The sequence below is a fragment of the Candidatus Accumulibacter phosphatis genome, assembly GCF_012939955.1.
GTDB classification, from domain to species: Bacteria; Pseudomonadota; Gammaproteobacteria; order Burkholderiales; family Rhodocyclaceae; genus Accumulibacter; species Accumulibacter delftensis.
The window spans coordinates 1-15,819 of the sequence record NZ_SPMY01000049.1 but is presented as its reverse complement, the minus strand read 5'-3'; the positions used below and the strand labels follow the sequence as shown (position 1 = coordinate 15,819).

Annotated in this window: 16 protein-coding genes and 1 pseudogene; 14 read left to right on the top strand and 3 right to left on the bottom strand. The window is 61.5% G+C overall.

The window, feature by feature from the left end; translation table 11 throughout:
- The first annotated feature begins 5 nt into the window (after positions 1–5).
- The 4 genes from E4Q23_RS16820 to E4Q23_RS16805 all read left to right on the top strand — a co-directional run bounded on the left by E4Q23_RS16820 (position 6) and on the right by E4Q23_RS16805 (position 2,931).
- On the top strand, positions 6–653 hold the full coding sequence (locus E4Q23_RS16820) for a 2-dehydro-3-deoxy-6-phosphogalactonate aldolase (RefSeq protein WP_169067706.1): 648 nt from the start codon (positions 6–8) through the stop codon (positions 651–653).
- Positions 654–813: 160 nt separating this feature from the next.
- Complete coding sequence (locus tag E4Q23_RS16815; protein ID WP_169067705.1) at positions 814–996, top strand: hypothetical protein; 183 nt, start codon at positions 814–816, stop codon at positions 994–996.
- Positions 997–1,096: 100 nt separating this feature from the next.
- Entirely contained in the window at positions 1,097–1,654 is a 558-nt protein-coding gene (locus tag E4Q23_RS16810) for a DUF4124 domain-containing protein (RefSeq protein ID WP_169067704.1), read from the top strand.
- 101 nt (positions 1,655–1,755) lie between these two features.
- The gene (locus E4Q23_RS16805; protein ID WP_169067693.1) at positions 1,756–2,931 is read left to right on the top strand and encodes a hypothetical protein; all 1,176 of its coding nucleotides are present in this window, start codon (positions 1,756–1,758) and stop codon (positions 2,929–2,931) included.
- Between the two features lie 52 nt (positions 2,932–2,983).
- Here the strand turns inward: E4Q23_RS16805 and E4Q23_RS16800 are convergent, their stop codons facing one another.
- From E4Q23_RS16800 to E4Q23_RS16790, 3 genes are read right to left on the bottom strand one after another with little or no spacing between them, the layout of a single operon-like run.
- The gene (locus tag E4Q23_RS16800; RefSeq protein ID WP_169067703.1) at positions 2,984–3,478 is read right to left on the bottom strand and encodes a copper chaperone PCu(A)C; all 495 of its coding nucleotides are present in this window, start codon (positions 3,476–3,478) and stop codon (positions 2,984–2,986) included.
- 49 nt (positions 3,479–3,527) lie between these two features.
- Positions 3,528–4,166 (bottom strand): SCO family protein, encoded by a 639-nt coding sequence (locus tag E4Q23_RS16795; RefSeq protein WP_169067702.1) that lies wholly within the window; start codon positions 4,164–4,166, stop codon positions 3,528–3,530.
- Positions 4,167–4,179: 13 nt separating this feature from the next.
- On the bottom strand, positions 4,180–4,647 hold the full coding sequence (locus E4Q23_RS16790; RefSeq protein WP_169067701.1) for a hypothetical protein: 468 nt from the start codon (positions 4,645–4,647) through the stop codon (positions 4,180–4,182).
- A 281-nt stretch (positions 4,648–4,928) separates the two neighbouring features.
- On the opposite strand from E4Q23_RS16790, the pseudogene nosZ reads away from it, so the two are divergent.
- The 10 genes and pseudogenes from nosZ to E4Q23_RS16735 all read left to right on the top strand — a co-directional run bounded on the left by nosZ (position 4,929) and on the right by E4Q23_RS16735 (position 15,712).
- A pseudogene (nosZ, locus tag E4Q23_RS16785) lies at positions 4,929–7,227 on the top strand (Sec-dependent nitrous-oxide reductase).
- Positions 7,228–7,310: 83 nt separating this feature from the next.
- Positions 7,311–7,625: a c-type cytochrome gene (locus E4Q23_RS16780; RefSeq protein WP_169067722.1), complete on the top strand. Its 315-nt coding sequence runs from the start codon at positions 7,311–7,313 to the stop codon at positions 7,623–7,625.
- Between the two features lie 161 nt (positions 7,626–7,786).
- Positions 7,787–8,518 (top strand): c-type cytochrome, encoded by a 732-nt coding sequence (locus E4Q23_RS16775; protein WP_169067700.1) that lies wholly within the window; start codon positions 7,787–7,789, stop codon positions 8,516–8,518.
- 190 nt (positions 8,519–8,708) lie between these two features.
- Positions 8,709–9,698 carry a hypothetical protein gene (locus E4Q23_RS16770; protein ID WP_169067699.1) on the top strand — a complete coding sequence of 330 codons (990 nt, stop codon included), beginning with the start codon at positions 8,709–8,711 and terminating at the stop codon, positions 9,696–9,698.
- A gap of 3 nt (positions 9,699–9,701) precedes the next feature.
- Positions 9,702–12,032 carry a nitrous oxide reductase family maturation protein NosD gene (nosD, locus tag E4Q23_RS24930; RefSeq protein WP_336511720.1) on the top strand — a complete coding sequence of 777 codons (2,331 nt, stop codon included), beginning with the start codon at positions 9,702–9,704 and terminating at the stop codon, positions 12,030–12,032.
- Positions 12,029–12,991, top strand: coding sequence for a NapH/MauN family ferredoxin-type protein (locus E4Q23_RS16755; protein ID WP_169067697.1), 963 nt, complete (start codon positions 12,029–12,031; stop codon positions 12,989–12,991). Before nosD ends, E4Q23_RS16755 begins: the two co-directional genes overlap by 4 nt.
- Before the next feature lie 9 nt (positions 12,992–13,000).
- Positions 13,001–13,873: an ABC transporter ATP-binding protein gene (locus tag E4Q23_RS16750; RefSeq protein WP_169067696.1), complete on the top strand. Its 873-nt coding sequence runs from the start codon at positions 13,001–13,003 to the stop codon at positions 13,871–13,873.
- A 13-nt stretch (positions 13,874–13,886) separates the two neighbouring features.
- The gene (locus E4Q23_RS16745) at positions 13,887–14,360 is read left to right on the top strand and encodes a nitrous oxide reductase accessory protein NosL (RefSeq protein ID WP_248595523.1); all 474 of its coding nucleotides are present in this window, start codon (positions 13,887–13,889) and stop codon (positions 14,358–14,360) included.
- 10 nt (positions 14,361–14,370) lie between these two features.
- Positions 14,371–15,198: an ABC transporter permease gene (locus E4Q23_RS16740; RefSeq protein ID WP_169067695.1), complete on the top strand. Its 828-nt coding sequence runs from the start codon at positions 14,371–14,373 to the stop codon at positions 15,196–15,198.
- A gap of 13 nt (positions 15,199–15,211) precedes the next feature.
- The gene (locus E4Q23_RS16735) at positions 15,212–15,712 is read left to right on the top strand and encodes a TlpA family protein disulfide reductase (RefSeq protein WP_169067694.1); all 501 of its coding nucleotides are present in this window, start codon (positions 15,212–15,214) and stop codon (positions 15,710–15,712) included.
- Positions 15,713–15,819: the final 107 nt, after the last annotated feature.

Genomic DNA, 15,819 nt, shown 5'->3' with positions numbered 1-15,819 from the left:
CGAAAATGTCGACTAATTCTGTCGCTGAACGTTTTGCTTCAGCCAACTCAAAACTGCCACTGGTCGCCATTCTGCGGGGCCTAAAGCCGGAGGAGTCGGAAGGTGTTGCGCTGAAACTCTACGAAGCAGGCTTCCGCCTGATCGAAGTGCCGCTCAACTCACCCGATCCTTTCGCCAGCATCGCCACGATTCGCCGTGCCTTGCCCCTTGATGCGCTGGTCGGTGCCGGCACCATGATGACGATCGAGAACGTTCAGCAACTCAAGGCCTGCGGTGGCGAACTGGTAGTCATGCCGCATGCGGATACCGCGGTGATTCGTGCGGCCAAAGACGCGGGACTGATCTGTGCGCCAGGTGTAGCTACCCCAACCGAGTCCTTTGCAGCGCTGGCGGCGGGTGCCGATGCGCTAAAGATTTTTCCGGCGGAACTGGTCACACCAGCAATTCTTAAGGCGATCCGTGTTGTGCTACCCAAGGGGACGCGCCTACTGCCCGTCGGCGGCATCACGCCGGAGAACATGCAGCCGTATCTTAGTGCCGGGGCGACAGGCTTCGGCTTGGGATCAGCGCTTTATAAACCAGGCATGACAGCGGACAAGGTCGCGGCTGCGGCTTGGAAGTTTACTACCGCTTGGCAGAATATGGTTCGATGATTGTCGCTATGCTCGTTGGAGATCATCAAACCTCAGCAAAGCAAGGAGATTCCGCCGCTCAATAATTTCGTTGAACTAAACCGCTACCGCGGTGTTGGGGAATCCCGCCGCCGCGTTGCCGTTTCTGAGGCGCCTTCATCCTGAGAAAGCGCAACTGCTTTTGCTGATGGTCATCGATGCGATCTTCGTCATTGGGAATGTTCCCGATCCTGACGAGGAGAACGAGGAGAACGAGATGACTGAATTACGCCAGCGGATGAACGACGCCATGTTGTTGCGCGGCCTTGCCGACTGCACGCGCGAATCGTATATCGCGCGAAGCGCCGACGGGGTCAGGTCTTGACTTGTTCCCAGGGCCCGGGGAAAGACTTGACCCGATGATCCATGCTGCCGGTAAGATATAGGGAAACTATTCGACGCTGCTGACTTGCACCGAGCATGAAATGAATAATCTGCTAGCAACCGTTGCCATCGGCTTCATTGCCTCAAGCGCTCACGCCCAATATCGATGCGTCGAGGACGGCCGGACGCTCCTGACTGACCGCCCTTGCGCTTCCGACCAGGGACAAAGCAAGCTGCGGCCGCAAGGAAAACCGAACAACGCCGTTGGTGACCTTGCCAATTCCGCCTACACGACAAGCACGGGTGCTTGGCGAGGCCAGGCGCAATATCAAACGAATATCGCTGGAGCCGCTTCGCCCGAGGCACATGCCGTGGTTCAGATGATCATCGAAATTGATCCACAGGGCAAAGTAGTGGGTTCAAGCCCTGAAAACGGTTGCCAGTTGAAGGGACTTGCTACGCCGGGCGGGATGGCAACTATTGCAAACCTCGACGTGACATTCTCCGGGTGTACTTACAGCGGCTACAATCGTCGCATGTCCGGGCGGCTGGCTGTCTCTTCTGCCCAAAAGTACGCCCAGCTCAACCTCGCCGCGGTTTCGGTTGGTGTAGGTAAAATCGCAGCATCGTTTGACATTCGCGCAACGATGCGACGATAGCCGGAGCGCTTCATGGGGCGGGGCAGGCATGATGACAGTAGCCAGTGATGGCAAGAAGAAGGAACAGCGGCGCTTTCGAAGCCCTCTTCGGAATTGCTGCGATGCTGCCGTGGTGGCTCGGGAGCATCCTGGCGGTCGTCGCCTATGCGCTCTTGCACAGGTATGCGTCTGCGGATCTGCCTATACATGCGCCAGCCGGGCAGATTGGGCAGATGGTGGTCAGTCAGATGGCCAAGGCGCTAGCCTTCTACGCTCAGTTCATCGTCCCTCTGGTTTTCTTGGCCGGCGCAGCCACATCCTTCTGCAAACGACGCAAACGCGAAGACCTCTTTCGCGTGTTCTGGGGATGCACGGCTTTTCCGAAGTGCCGTGGTATCAGGGCAATCGAGCCAAATTTCGGCAAAAGGCAAGCTTTCGAACCGCAAGCGCCAGGCTTTGTGCGGCGCGCGCCTGAAAAAATGGCTCGTGTGGCAAGCGTCGCTGCCTTGCACTTCGCGCAAAAAGCCTGGCCGCGACGACTTTTTTGCTTGCCCGGGGAGCAGCAATCGTCGCCGGGACGCTTCGCTGCGGCGAAGGTCGAGCAGCAGGCCTTGCGGCTGCGCCAGTGTGCGCCGGGCCGGCGAAGAAAAGGCGCAGGCGAGGAGCGGCGAGGCTTGCCGATCGAAGCAGGAGTCTCTCGCGGACAGTTCGCTGGCGGGTGCTCGCGCCGGCAAGCGGCGGCGGCGAAGCGCGGTCGTGCGCTACGGGGACATGCGCGCTCCGGTCTTGGCTTTTCCCCAGGGCAGGGGGAAGGACCTGAGCTCACAAAAATGCCAAAAAATGGGTACAGGAAACCCAGGCAAAGCGCCATTAGCCGGCTGCACTGTCAAGCAGCATCGGGATTGTTGGGGGCGGCCACTGCCCACGGATTTCGCTGGTTGGAGCACGGGGGGGTGGTCAGAAGGGCTTTCTGCCGTGCATTCGCAGAACGAAGCCATGAGTGCTTGCGGCACGAAAAAACTGCAAAAAAACTGCAAAAAAGCTGTACAAAAAATACAGCTGTTCGGTATTCTTGCATCCGCTGCAGCGAATTCGATCAACCGATCCCGATAGAGGAGTCAGTCACCATGAATCGCATTCAAAAGTTGTTTGAGCAGATCGCAGGCGTCTATCAGGCGGAGACTCAGCGCTGGGCTGTTGCGCAGGAGATCTTCACGGCGCCGCGGATGGATGTTTCGGCCTTGCAGAAGCCTGCTTGCTGGCGCAGGAAGGCCCGCATCTACGGCGCTCGCCGATAGCCAGGGCAGAGGTCTTGGTGCCTGCCTGCGGCAGCGGCCGATGGGCCTTCGCTCAGTGCTTCATCGCGCCCTGCGCGGGAGTGTCCTGGGCTTTCATTTCCGTCTGGGGTTTCCTGACCGCGGCGTCGATCTCTTTGGTGCTGCCGTCGTCGAAGCGCAGCGTGAGGGCTACGCTGTCACCCTCTTGCAGTGGCTGCTGGAGGTCAAGCAGCATCACGTGGTAGCTGCCGGGCTTGAGTTCGGTCTGCGCTCCGGCCTTGATCTCGATGTCCGCGACCTGGCGCATGCGCATCATGCCCTGGTCATTGAGGTGGGTGTGCAACTCGACTTTCCTGGCGACCGGGCTTGCTGCCTGGATCAGCTTGCGGTCGCTGCTGCCGCGGTTGCTGATGGTCATGAAGGCGGCGCTGTTGGGCGTTCCCGGCGGCACCATGCGCACATAGGCGCCGGCGATGGTCAGATCGGTTTCACTGGTTTCACTGCCCAGGGTGGGCAAGGGTAGGGTGAGTGCCGCGGCAAGGATGATGAGAGCGGGATGCAAACGCATGGTTGAGAGTTCTCCTGTCGGTAACTGATCGAGTGGGATGTTGTTGGTCTCACCTGGCGGCAACGGGCGCTGCCAGGTGTTCGCGGATGGCGGCAAGGAGCTGTGCGGAGGTCGAGGCGTGTGGGAGGGTCAGCGCCAGTTTTCCCTGCGTATCAATCAGGTAGGTCGCCGACGAGTGGTCGACGCTGTATTGCTCCTGTGCATTCGGTGGCTGCGCCTGATAACTGGCGCCATACTGCGCGGCGACGCGGGCGATCTCCTGTGGCGTGCCGCTCAGGCCGATCAGGGTCGGGTGAAAGAAGGGCGCGTATTCCTGCAGGCGCTCGGCGCTATCGCGTCGCGGGTCGACCGAAATGAAAAAGGCTTGCACCTGCTGCTGCTCTGTGGCTGCGAGGCCGGACAGCGCCTGCGCGATCAGCGCCAGCGAGGTCGGGCAGACATCGGGGCAATAGGTATAACCGAAGTAGAGCAGGACGACTTTGCCGCGATAGTCGGCGAGTGAGACTGGCCCTTGTGCTCCGTGGAGGGTGAAGTCGCCTCCCGCTGGCTTGGCCGCGGTCGCCGGGCGGGCGTGGGGCGGAGCAGCGGCGATGGTCGCTGGCGGCAGCGGTTCCCAGAAGGCGATCAGGAAGATCAGCGCGCTACTCAGCACGACGATCAGGGCGATCAACAGCAAGCGGGTTTTCATGCGCGCGCCGGCTTCAGTTGCCGGTCTGGAAGCGGAAGGGCACCGCCACCAGAGCCTTGCCGGTATCGACCAGCACGGTCGCATCCCACTCCATGCTCCCGGTGATGCATACCGGCAGGCTGGCCACTCCCGAGAAGTGCTGGCTGTTGCTCGGCTCGCTCGCCAGTTGCGGCCGGTTATAGCCCATTTTCATTTCGGTACCGGCGAAATCGACCTCGACCCTGCGCACCTCGCCACCGCTGACCGTCGCCTGCAACTGCAGGGGCTTCAGCGCCGGGACGGGTCTTGGTTCGATCGAGAACTCGAGCTGACCGCCGTCAGGCAGAGCGGCAGTGCACGACTGCTGGTTCAGATTGCACGCCGATAGCGCTAGCTCGATATCAGCCTTCGGGCTGAGCAAGGGGGCTAGCTTGTAGCCAATGACGCCGAGCACGGCGAGGCCGAGCAGAATTGTGGCGTCGAGCAAGAGGTTCTTGGTCATCGAAGAAATGCTGGCTCAGTGGCGGTCTGCGGCAGGTCGAGCACGCAGTGGTCTCGTCTTGTGGGGCGGCAAGGGCGGCGGGGCCTTGGTGAGCACGCGCAGCGCAGCGAAGTGGCAAGCCCGCCATTGTGCAAAGGCGCGGCGCGGCGAAAATTGATGCAGCTCAAATTATCGCGCAGCGCTTGTGCGCACAATGTGCGGCATATTGCCGCAGTGGCGCCATGTCGCTTGGCGATAGGGACGGGAAAGCCAAACCCAAATTGTTCAAAGGGAGAGACAGAATGGAATTTCGCATGAAGCAAGTCGCGTCGCTGCTACTGGTCGCAGGACTTGGCTTCGCAGCTTCCGGCAGCAGCTATGCTGCCGAATCACTACAGGACGTGATGAAGCGTCGAAGCCTTTCACAGCAGGACCTGCTGGCCGCTGCCAAGACCTATGTGCCGACCGGAAAGCGCGATGAGTTCATCGCCTTTTCGTCCGGCGGCCAGTCGGGACAGGTCATTGTCTACGGCGTGCCGTCGATGCGTATCCTCAAATATATCGGCGTGTTCACGCCGGAACCCTGGCAGGGCTACGGCTTTGACGAGAGCTCGAAGGCCATCCTTGCGCAAGGCAAGATCGATGGCAAGGACATCACCTGGGGCGATACCCACCACCCGGCGATGTCGGAGACGCAGGGCCAGTACGACGGGCAGTTCCTGTTCATCAACGACAAGGCCAACCCGCGCCTGGCGGTCATCGACCTGCGTGATTTCGAGACCAAGCAGATCGTCGTCAACCCGATCTACAAGTCCGAGCACGGCGGCGCTTTCGTCACCCCCGACACCGAGTACGTGATCGAAGCTGCGCAGTACGCGACGCCGCTGGCGAACAAGAAATTCGAGCCACTCGAGGACTTCAACGAGAAATACCGTGGCGGCGTCACCTACTGGAAGTTCGATCGCAAGGAAGGCCGCATCGATCCGGCGCTGTCCTTCTCGATCGAGTTGCCGCCGTACAGCCAGGACCTGTCGGATGCCGGCAAGGGACCGTCTGACGGCTGGTCGTTTACCAACTCCTTCTGTACCGAGCGTTACGTCGGCGGTATCGAAAAAGGTCGCCCCCCCGTATGAAGCGGGTTGCTCGGCCAAAGACACCGACTACATGCACGTCATCAACTGGAAGAAAGCCGCCGAGTTGGTTGCTGCCGGCAAGGCCAAGAAGATCAACGGCCACAACGTATTGCCGCTGGATGTTTCGATCAAGGAAGGCATCGTCTTCCTGGTTCCGGAACCGAAATCGCCGCACGGCGTCGATGTCACTCCGGACGGCAAGCTGATCACCGTTTCCGGCAAGCTCGACACGCACGTTTCGGTGTACTCCTTCGAGAAGATCATGGCCGCGATCAAGGCCGGCAAGTTCGAGTCGAAGGACCCCTACGGCCTGCCGGTGATCAACATGCAGGACGCGCTGCATACCCAGGTCCAGCTCGGCCTCGGCCCGCTGCATACCCAGTATGACTCGAAGCCGTGCGTGGCCTACACCTCGCTGTATGTGGACTCGCAGGTCGCCAAGTGGAACTACTGCGAAGGCAAGGTCCTCGACAAGATCAGCGTGCACTACAACATCGGCCATCTGATGACCATGGAAGGCGATTCCATGGCTCCCAAGGGTCGCTACCTGGTGGCGCTGAACAAGCTGTCGATCGACCGCTTTGCCCCGGTTGGTCCGCTGCATCCGCAGAATCACCAGTTGATCGACATCAGCGAAGACAAGATGCAGCTGCTCTACGACATGCCTCTGCCGCTGGGTGAGCCGCACTACGTGGTAGCCATCGAGGCGAACAAGCTGAAGCCTGGTGTGCGCTACAAGGTCGGTACCGATAGTCGCACCGACAAGAAGCATGCCGGTGCTGTGCGCGCGGGTGAGGAGAAAATCGTTCGCACCGGCAACAAGGTCGAAGTCTTCGGCACGCTGATCCGTTCGCACATCACGCCGGAAACGATCGAGGTCGAAGTGGGTGACGAAGTCACCATCAACCTGACCAACCTCGAGCGGGCGCAGGACGAAACGCACGGCTTTGCCGTCTCGACCTACAACGTGCATGCGTCGATCGAGCCGGGCAAGACGGTCCAGGTCAAGTTCAAGGCTGACAAGGAAGGCGTCTATCCGTACTACTGCACGGAGTTCTGCTCGGCGCTGCACCTCGAGATGCAGGGTTACCTGCTGGTCAAGCCGAAAGGCTGGAAACCGACCAAGACCGCGATGACTGCCGGCACCAACTACAGCGAAGCGGACTACAAGGCGCAGCTGAAGAAAGTGGTCGATACGCAGGCGGTGATCGACTCGGTGGTTGGCTACATCACCGGTGTCAACTACAAGGACTTCCCGGATGTGGTCGCCATGATGGACGACGCGGTCGACCAGCTGGGCAAGATCAAGGACGCCAAGGCCAAGGCTGACGACGCTTCTGGCAAGAAGGACTGGAACAACGCCACGCTGTGGACCGAGCAGATCTGGCAATACCAGGTCAAGGCGGCAGACCTCGGCCTGCGTGCCAAGACTTATCTCGAGCAGAACGGCGCCAAGCCGGCCAAGTAAGTCGTATTGATCTGGCTCAAGGCAACTCAGCGGGGGGCGGAGTTACTCTGTTCCCCGTTTTCTTATGAGAAAAAGGAATGACCATGAAGAAGTTGATGGCTATGGTGGTGTTGGCGACCCTGGCCGCCTCGCCGGTTCTGGCGGCGGAAGACGGCGCCAAAGTGTATGCGGAGAAAACCTGCGCCGCGTGTCACGGCCCGGCGGGAAACAAGACGCTGATGCCTGATTACCCGAAGATCGCCGGACAGAATGCCAAGTATCTCGAAAAGCAGATGCTGGACATCAAGAGCGGGGCGCGTGCCAACGGCAACTCGGCAGCGATGAAAGGCGTCATGCCGCTGGTTAGCGATGAGCAGATCAAGGTCTTGGCCGATTACCTCTCCAAGCTCAAGCCCTGAGTTCTTGTCGGCAGCAGTTGTCGCTGGCAGGCGCAGGCGGTGGGCAGGGCGCGGCTAGCGAGCCGAGTGTCGCGCGCCTGACTTGATGAGTATCAACGCCAAACGTCGGGCTGCTTGTTAGATTGACAGCTGTGGATTCTCAAACACGAGGGAGTTAGGAAATGAAGAAACTGATTTTGGCCGTTTCGCTGGCGATGATCGCGGCAGGTGCCGCGCAGGCTGGTCCGCCACCACCCAAGGCGCACGGCATCGAGGACAAGTCCTACAAATGGAACGCCGACGAAGGCGAAAAGATGGAGGCCTTGAAGCTCAAGGGTGACAAGGTGCGTGGCGAGGAAGGTTACGAGGTCTGCGGCGCCTGCCACCTGCCGTCCGGAGCCGGCCGTCCCGATGGCACTTTTCCCCAGTTGGCGGGCCAGCACACCACCGTGCTGATCAAGCAGATGGCCGATATCCGTGCCGGTCTGCGTGACAATCCGACGATGTACCCCTTTGCCGCGACCCTTATCGACCCGCAGGAACTGGCTGACGTCGCGGTCTATATCGAAGCGCTGTGTATCCCCATCGAACACGGCAAATACGAGGGTCCCGATGCCGCCGCGCAACTGGCGACCGGCAAGACGCTCTACGAGAAGGAATGCAAGGAGTGTCACGGCGCGAATGGCGAGGGCGTCAAGGACAAGTTCTACCCGGTGATCGCCGGCCAGCACTACAAGTACCTGCTGCGCCAGATGACCGAGATTCGCGACGGCCACCGCCGCAACGCGAACCCGGACATGGTCAAGATCATCAAGAAGTACGACGACAAGCAGCTGGTCGCCATTTCGGCCTATCAGTCGAGTCTGGTCATGCCGGGCAATATGTGCAAGCCAAAGGCAACGGCCAAGAAGTAAGCATGCTTTGCAAGTAACAAGGAGCGCGTTTTGTCGCTGCCAAAGCCCGTCCGCAGGTTCTGCGGCGGGCTTTAGTTCCCGGCAAGTATAAGTAATGAATAATATTCTGGAGACCGCTGCTGCACGGCACGGATCGCCACCTGCATCGCCGGTCGTGAACAGCGCAAGCGTCCTGAACGAGGATTGAACCATGTCAGCCGCAGCACCCAGCAAGCAGAATTTCATCGTCGCCGCGCTTACCGCGGTCGCCACCGGCTTGATGATCGCCGCTTTCTTCGCGCCGATCTGGTGGGTCTCCCTGACCGCGCCGAACTATCCCGCCGACGCCTTCCCCGATGGCATTCGCATCCACTTCCATTTCGATGGTGTCTATAACGGCTGCAAGGCGGCCGGCAAGGGCACGCGCATGGATAGCGAGATCATCCAGAAGGAGCTCGCGCACGACGACGAGCGCTACAACCCGATCACCGACAAGAACAGGGACGTCAACAAGGGTGCCGAGGGTCTCGACTGCGTGCACGAAATGAACACCATCAACCACTACGTGGGGATGTTCCCGATCGCCACCGGCGCGCCGGTGGAGAAGCCGCTGGCCAAGTTCTTCTTCGCCTTCTTCACGGTGATGCTCGTCGGCTTCATGGTGCCACGTCGCAAGCCGCGGCTGCTGCTGCTCGCTGTCGGCTTTGCCGCGGTCGCCGGCTGGATCATTGTCGACCAGTACGTGATGGGTGGACTGGAAGCGCATGTCGCCCACTATGTCAGCGAAACGGCAACCTTCTTCAACGAGCCCGAGAAGATCCAGGGCTGGGGTGAAAATGTCACCACTATCACGCATGTGGTGATCGCCGGGACGCTGCTGGCAATGCTGGTGGTGCTGGCCGGTGTCGCCGGCATGCGCAGCTTTTCGCTGTTGCTGGCGCTGGTTCCGGCCCTGCTGCCGGTCTTTTTCGTCATCACCTACGCCGGCTGGCTATGGTTCTTTGGCCACAACATGCACCCCTGGGGCGCTTTCACGGTCAAGCCTTTCATGCCGACGGTGTTTGGCGAGGGCAAGGTGGCGCAGTTCTCGACCTACTCCTATCCCTACTGGGGCTACGGCTTGCTGCTGGGGGTCATGGTTTGTCTCCTGCTTGCCCTGCTCATCCGGCGCAAACAGATGCGCGAGGGTACAGCGGAGTAGCCGATGTCGCGCCGCTTGCTTGCGGCCGGAGTGCTCTGCGGGCTTGCTCTGGTCGTTCTTCCCTCGCCGGGCGATGCCGAGGACGCGTTGACTGCGCTGCACCGCACGGGCACCGTCGGCAGCGGGCGTGTGCTTGCCGACGAGCCGGTCGATAGCCGCCTGGGCGGGATGGCCGAGCCCGCCGTCGCCGGCTGGGGCGGGCTCAACGAGCAAACGCCGATCCCGACCGTGCCGCGGGTCAGCGGTCTGCCCTTCCTGCAGGAACTGATCAACGCAGCGCCTGCGGGCTCGGTACTCAAGCTCAAGCCGGGCAGGTACTCCGGCCCGGTCGTCGTCAACAAGCCCCTGACCATCGACGGCGGCGGCGCAGCGAGCATCGATGGCGGTGGCAAGGGAACGGTCTTCGTGCTGCAAGCCAGCGATGCCGTCCTGCGCGATCTGCAACTGACCAACTCCGGCGTCTCGCACGACTCGGACGATGCCTGTCTCAATGTCCGCGGCGACCGCAATGTCGTCGAGAACCTGCACATCGACGACTGCCTGTTCGGCATCGATCTGAAGATGTCGAATGATAATGTCCTGCGCGGCAACCGCATTCGCTCGAAGCCCTTCGACCTTGGCACACGCGGCGACAGCCTGCGCCTGTGGTACAGCCACCGCAACCTGGTTGCCGACAACCTGATCGAAGATTCTCGCGACATGGTCGCCTGGTACGCGAACGAAAACCACTATCTGAACAACGTCGCACGGCGCAGTCGCTATTCGATTCACTTCATGTTTGCTGCCGACAATCTTGTCGAAGGCAACCGCTTTTACGACAACGCTGTCGGCGTGAACGTGATGTATTCCGGCGGCGGGGCGATTCGCAACAATCTCTTTTCGCACGCCAATGGCCCGACCGGCATGGCCGTCGGTTTCAAGGAAGCGTCGAACGTCCTCGTCGAGGGTAACGAGATCCTTTACTGCGCAGTCGGCGTCGGTCTCGACATGTCGCCCTTCGAGCCGGACACGACGATCACCATTCGTGGCAATCGCATCGCCTATAACGGCATTGGGGTCAGCTTCCTGTCCGACAAGAAAGGCACCATCATCGAGAACAACGTCTTCGAGGGAAACCTCACCCAGGTGGCCATGGGCGATACCGGCAGCGCCAGTCGCAACCTCTGGCGCGGCAACTACTGGGACGACTATCAGGGTTTCGACCGCAACCAGGACGATGTCGGCGACCGTCCGCACGAGCTCTACGCCTATACCGACCAGCTGTGGATGGAGGTGCCTTATGCGCGCTTCTTCCGCAATGCGCCGATGATGGAGACGCTCGATTTCCTCGAGCGCCTGGCGCCTTTTTTCGACGCCGGTGATGTTGCTGCGCGACGAAGCGCCGGTTTTCAACAAACCCCCGGAGACCAGCAAGAGGTCTGTCAAATGAACGACAAGAAGGAAACAGAAGCGGCGGCTGACGGCACGGCACTGCCGCCCCCTGGCGAAGCCAAGCCGGTGGTCATCAACACGCGCGCCAAGGCGCCGGTCCGCAAGCAGGCCAACCGGCGCAAGTTCATTCGCTCGACGGTCATGATCGGCGGCGTGCTCGGCCTGGCGATGCTTGGCTATCTGCCGGTGGCCAGCGCGCGGAATTCGCGCCTGCGCCCGCCCGGCGCGCTCGAGGAAAAGGATTTCCTGTCCTCGTGCATCAAGTGCGGCCAGTGTGTTCAGGTCTGCCCGGTGGCGGCGATCAAACTCGACGACATCGACCATGGCTTTGGCGTCGGCGTGCCGTATATCGACGCTCGCGACCAGGCTTGCGATTTTTCCTGCGACGCCGTGCAGTGCATTCTGGCCTGTCCGACCGGCTCGCTGACCTACATCAAGCCGGCAGCGCTCAACATTCGTGCCGGCATGCCTCTGGCGCAGCCGCCGGTGCTCAAGGCCAAGGAAGACGACCCCGAGCCGACGCTTAACCTCCGCGAACGCATCGGCGTCGCCCGCCTGGCGCGCCCGGAGTCCTGCCTGGCTGTGCAGGGCAAGGGTTTCAGCGGGCAAGCGCGTGGTGCCGACTTTCGCGGCCACCTGCGCTACGTGGCGATCGATCGCTGGCAGCCGGTGCCGGTGCGTGAGCATCCCTACGAGCGCGAGCTTTGCGACCTCTGCGTCAGCGAATGTCCGATTAAGGATGCCATCCAGATGAGCGCGTCGATTGCTGCCGACGGCAGCAAGCAGTACCGGCCAGAGGTGCTCGAGCAATGTGTCGGTTGCGGTGTCTGCGAGATGATCTGCCCGGTCGAGCCGGCGGCGGCGATCGTCGTCGATGCACGCCAGCCCTGGAGCGCGTCATGAGCCACTTTGAACAGATCCGGGTGATGTTCGGTGCGGCCCCGCAAAAGCCGACCGTCGTGACGCCGGAAGCGAAGCAGGTGCACAGCCTGAAGCGCATGACCAAGGCCGACTTCGAGGCCATCAAGCAGCACGCCCGCGACCACGAACTGGTGACGCACAAATGGCGCAACCGGCGCTGGGCGGTCTTGATTTTTTCCAACCTCTTGTTCACCTTCTCGTTCTGGCTTGATATCCAGATTCTCGAGGGCGCGCTGACGGCCTCGCGCTTCGTCGGTTTTCACCTCATCGACCTCAACTCGGCGCTGCAGGTGATGCTGGCGCACCAGCACATCATCGTCAATCTGTTCATCGGCACGGCGACGGTCTTTGTTCTCTGGGCGTTGCTCGGCGGGCGTTCGTTCTGCTCCTGGGTCTGCCCCTACCATCTGCTTGCCGAGTGGTTCGAGTGGCTGCACCTGAAGCTGGTGAGCAAGAAACTGGTCAGCGAGCACGAGTTTCACCGCGGCACGCGCACCGTTTTCTGGGTTGCCTTTGCCCTGTTGGCGGTGGTCAGCGGCTATACCGTTTTCGAGACCATTTCGCCGACCGGCATCCTGTCGCGGGCGCTGATTTACGGTCCCTCGCTGGCGCTCGCCTGGGTCCTGCTGCTGCTTGTTTTCGAGGTCGTTTACTCACGCCGCGCCTGGTGCCGTTACGTCTGCCCGATCGGGCTGACCTATGGTATCGTGGGCGCCGTTTCGCCGGTGCGCGTCGAGTACCGGCTGGACAAGTGCTTTCACGAAGGTGATTGCCGCAAGGTCTGCCTGGTGCCGCACGTCCTCGACGTGGTGATCAAGGGCCGGGCCGCTGCCATGAACACCCCGATCGGACCCGACTGCACGCGCTGTGGTCTGTGTGTCGATGTTTGCCCAAGCGGGGCGCTGGTCTTTGACGTCAAGGGCTTGAGCAAGCTGCTCTGAAGGTTGTCAATGATCCGTTTTGAAAACGTTGGTAAGGACTTCAGGAAGATTCGTGTACTCGATGGCGTCGAGCTCGATATCGCGCTTGGCGAGCGCATCGCGCTGATCGGCTCGAACGGCGCCGGCAAGACGACTTTGATTCGTTGTCTGCTCGGCGAGTATACGCATCAGGGCAGGGTGACCATCGATGGGCAGCAGCCACGCGCCGAGCGTATGCAGGTGCTCGGCAAGGTCGGTTTCGTGCCGCAGTTGCCGCCGCCGCTAAAAATGCCGGTCGGGCAACTGGTCCGTTTCGCGGCCGCCGTCTGCCGCTCGGACAGCGAGCGCATTTACGCGGTTGCCAAGCGCCTGGGACTTGACGTGGCGCCCATCCTGGCGCGGCCGTTCAACCGCCTGTCGGGCGGAATGAAGCAGAAGCTGCTCATCGCCATCGCCCTCGGCCGTGACGCGCAGGTGCTGGTGATGGACGAACCGGCGGCCAATCTCGACCCCGAGGCGCGGCACATTTTCTTTTCTCTCCTCGCCGAGCGACTCGAGAACACGACCATGATCATCTCCAGCCACCGCCTCGACGAGGTTGCGCCCTTGGTCAATCGCGTTGTCGAAATGGACACTGGGCGGATCGTCCTGGACGACCGCGTCGCCGAGGATTCCAAGCTCTCGGCCCTGTTCCAGGTGCACCTGACGCTGGCGCGCGCCGATGCGGCCATCGCCAAGACCTTGACGACGTGGCAGTTTGCTGACCGCGGCAATGCGATCGAGTGGCACGGCACGGTTTCCGGGCCGGACCGCTTGCGCTTCATGGGGACGGTGTCGCGTTACATCGGCTTGTTGTCGCGTATCGAGATGAAGGAAGTCGACGCGGCGGTCGTCCTGCAGTGAGGTACCAATAGCCATGAAACGACGACGTTTTCTCGAAATTCTTCCGGCAGCGACTCTTGGCCCCTGTTTCAGGCCGCTCGTGGGCGTCGCTGCTGGCTGGTCGCTGGCTGCCTGCAGCGGTGAGCCGAGCAGCGGCCCGACCCAGGTCCATTGGGATAGAGACGCCGACCCGCGCTGCGGAATGATCATCAGCGACAAGCGCTTCGCGGCACAGATTCGCGATCCTCAGGGTAAGGCCTGGAAGTTCGACGACATCGGTTGCGCGCTGTTCTGGCTCGCGCAGAGACCGTTCAACGAGGACACGCCGAACACCGAGTACTGGGTTGCCGACTATCGCATGGGCGGCTGGATCGACGCCCGCCAGGCGCATTATCTACCCGGGAAGAAGAGTCCGATGGGCTACCAGTTTGCTGCTGTCGCGCGTCCGGAAGCGGATGCGGTCTCGTATCACGAAATGAAAGAGCGCATTCTGGCGCGCGGCAAGTGAAGCGGCAACTATGAATTCACTTCTCCTGACTGCCCGCCTGGACATCGTCGAATCGCTGCGTGCGCGCTGGTTCCTCATCTACAGCCTCGTTTTCGGAGGCATCGTCGCGCTGCTCTTCGCCTTCGGCCTGACCGAGTCGCGCGTGCTGGGCTTCATCGGCCTGTCGCGGTTGCTGGTGACCTATATCCAGCTGACCATGGCCATCCTGCCGATTTTCGTGCTGGTCACCACCGTGCGTTCGGTGGCCGGCGACCGCGAGGCGGGCGTCTTCGAGTACCTGCTGTCGCTGCCGGTGTCGTTGTCGGCGTGGTTCTGGGGAAAGATTCTCGGGCGCTACGTGACCATCTTCCTGCCCGTTTTCGTGGCCATGTTCGGCGCCGTGCTGTGGGCGCAGGTCAAGGACATCGAAGTGCCGTGGGAGATGTTCTTCTATTACACCGCTTTGCTGGCGTCGATGGCCTGGTGCTTTCTCGGCATCGGCATGTTGATCTCGACGCTGGCGCGCAGTACGGATGTCGCGCAGGGTGCCGCGTTCATGGTCTGGCTGAGCATGTTGCTGTTCCTGGACCTGATTCTGCTCGGGGTGATGATCCAGGGCCGGGTCGCTCCCGAGGTCGCCGTCGGCATCGCCTTGCTCAACCCGCTGCAGGTCTTTCGTACCGCCTCGCTGGCCATGTTCGACCCGCAACTGATCGTCCTCGGGCCGTCGGCCTACGTCATTCTCGACCTCTTCGGCAGTGCTGGTTATCGCATCTATGCCTTGCTCTACCCGCTGGCCATCGGCTCGCTGGCCGCGCTGGCCGGTTTCCTGAGCTTCCGGCGCAGCGACCTGCCTTGAGCGGAGCGTCGCCATGAAGCGCCTGTTCACGGCCCTGCTGATCGCCTTGCCGGCCTTTGCGGCGAGTGCCGCCGACCTGCCATCGGCGGCGCCCCTCTTTGCCTTGACCCTGCCGGCGCTCGACGGACAGTCAGTGGCCCTGGCGTCATTCAAGGGCAAGCCACTGCTGGTCAATTTCTGGGCGCGCTGGTGCGGGCCCTGTCGCAAGGAGATTCCTGATCTTGCCGCTCTGCAGGCGAAGTACAAGGGCAGGGGACTGGTGATCATCGGCATTGCGGTCGAAGACGCCGACAAGCGCGATCACTTGCGCGAATTCGGCCAGGCCTACGAGATGAACTACACTTCGCTGATTGGTGGCAGCGAGGCGAGCATCGCGCTGATGAAGGCGCTGGGCAACAGCAAGGCGGGCCTGCCGTTTACCGTCGTCATCGACCGTGACGGACGCATCCGCAGCAACGCACTTGGCGCCATGGATCAGGCGGCCATGGAAGACGCAGTGAGGCCGATTCTCTGAGCGGCCAGTGCTCGCGTCGCTCGGTGTTACGATAAAGGCAGGAGCAAGAGGATTCCCCGCAGCCCATAGCCCCTCCCCCCTCGCGGGAGAGGGGTTGGGGAGAGGGG

Coding starts and splice junctions, on each gene's coding strand:
- E4Q23_RS16820 (WP_169067706.1), top strand. CDS start 6: ATGTCGACTAATTCTGTCGCTGAACGTTTTGCTTCAGCCAACTCAAAA.
- E4Q23_RS16810 (WP_169067704.1), top strand. CDS start 1,097: ATGAATAATCTGCTAGCAACCGTTGCCATCGGCTTCATTGCCTCAAGC.
- E4Q23_RS16805 (WP_169067693.1), top strand. CDS start 1,756: ATGCTGCCGTGGTGGCTCGGGAGCATCCTGGCGGTCGTCGCCTATGCG.
- E4Q23_RS16800 (WP_169067703.1), bottom strand. CDS start 3,478: ATGCGTTTGCATCCCGCTCTCATCATCCTTGCCGCGGCACTCACCCTA.
- E4Q23_RS16795 (WP_169067702.1), bottom strand. CDS start 4,166: ATGAAAACCCGCTTGCTGTTGATCGCCCTGATCGTCGTGCTGAGTAGC.
- E4Q23_RS16790 (WP_169067701.1), bottom strand. CDS start 4,647: ATGACCAAGAACCTCTTGCTCGACGCCACAATTCTGCTCGGCCTCGCC.
- E4Q23_RS16780 (WP_169067722.1), top strand. CDS start 7,311: ATGAAGAAGTTGATGGCTATGGTGGTGTTGGCGACCCTGGCCGCCTCG.
- E4Q23_RS16775 (WP_169067700.1), top strand. CDS start 7,787: ATGAAGAAACTGATTTTGGCCGTTTCGCTGGCGATGATCGCGGCAGGT.
- E4Q23_RS16770 (WP_169067699.1), top strand. CDS start 8,709: ATGTCAGCCGCAGCACCCAGCAAGCAGAATTTCATCGTCGCCGCGCTT.
- nosD (WP_336511720.1), top strand. CDS start 9,702: ATGTCGCGCCGCTTGCTTGCGGCCGGAGTGCTCTGCGGGCTTGCTCTG.
- E4Q23_RS16755 (WP_169067697.1), top strand. CDS start 12,029: ATGAGCCACTTTGAACAGATCCGGGTGATGTTCGGTGCGGCCCCGCAA.
- E4Q23_RS16750 (WP_169067696.1), top strand. CDS start 13,001: ATGATCCGTTTTGAAAACGTTGGTAAGGACTTCAGGAAGATTCGTGTA.
- E4Q23_RS16745 (WP_248595523.1), top strand. CDS start 13,887: ATGAAACGACGACGTTTTCTCGAAATTCTTCCGGCAGCGACTCTTGGC.
- E4Q23_RS16740 (WP_169067695.1), top strand. CDS start 14,371: ATGAATTCACTTCTCCTGACTGCCCGCCTGGACATCGTCGAATCGCTG.
- E4Q23_RS16735 (WP_169067694.1), top strand. CDS start 15,212: ATGAAGCGCCTGTTCACGGCCCTGCTGATCGCCTTGCCGGCCTTTGCG.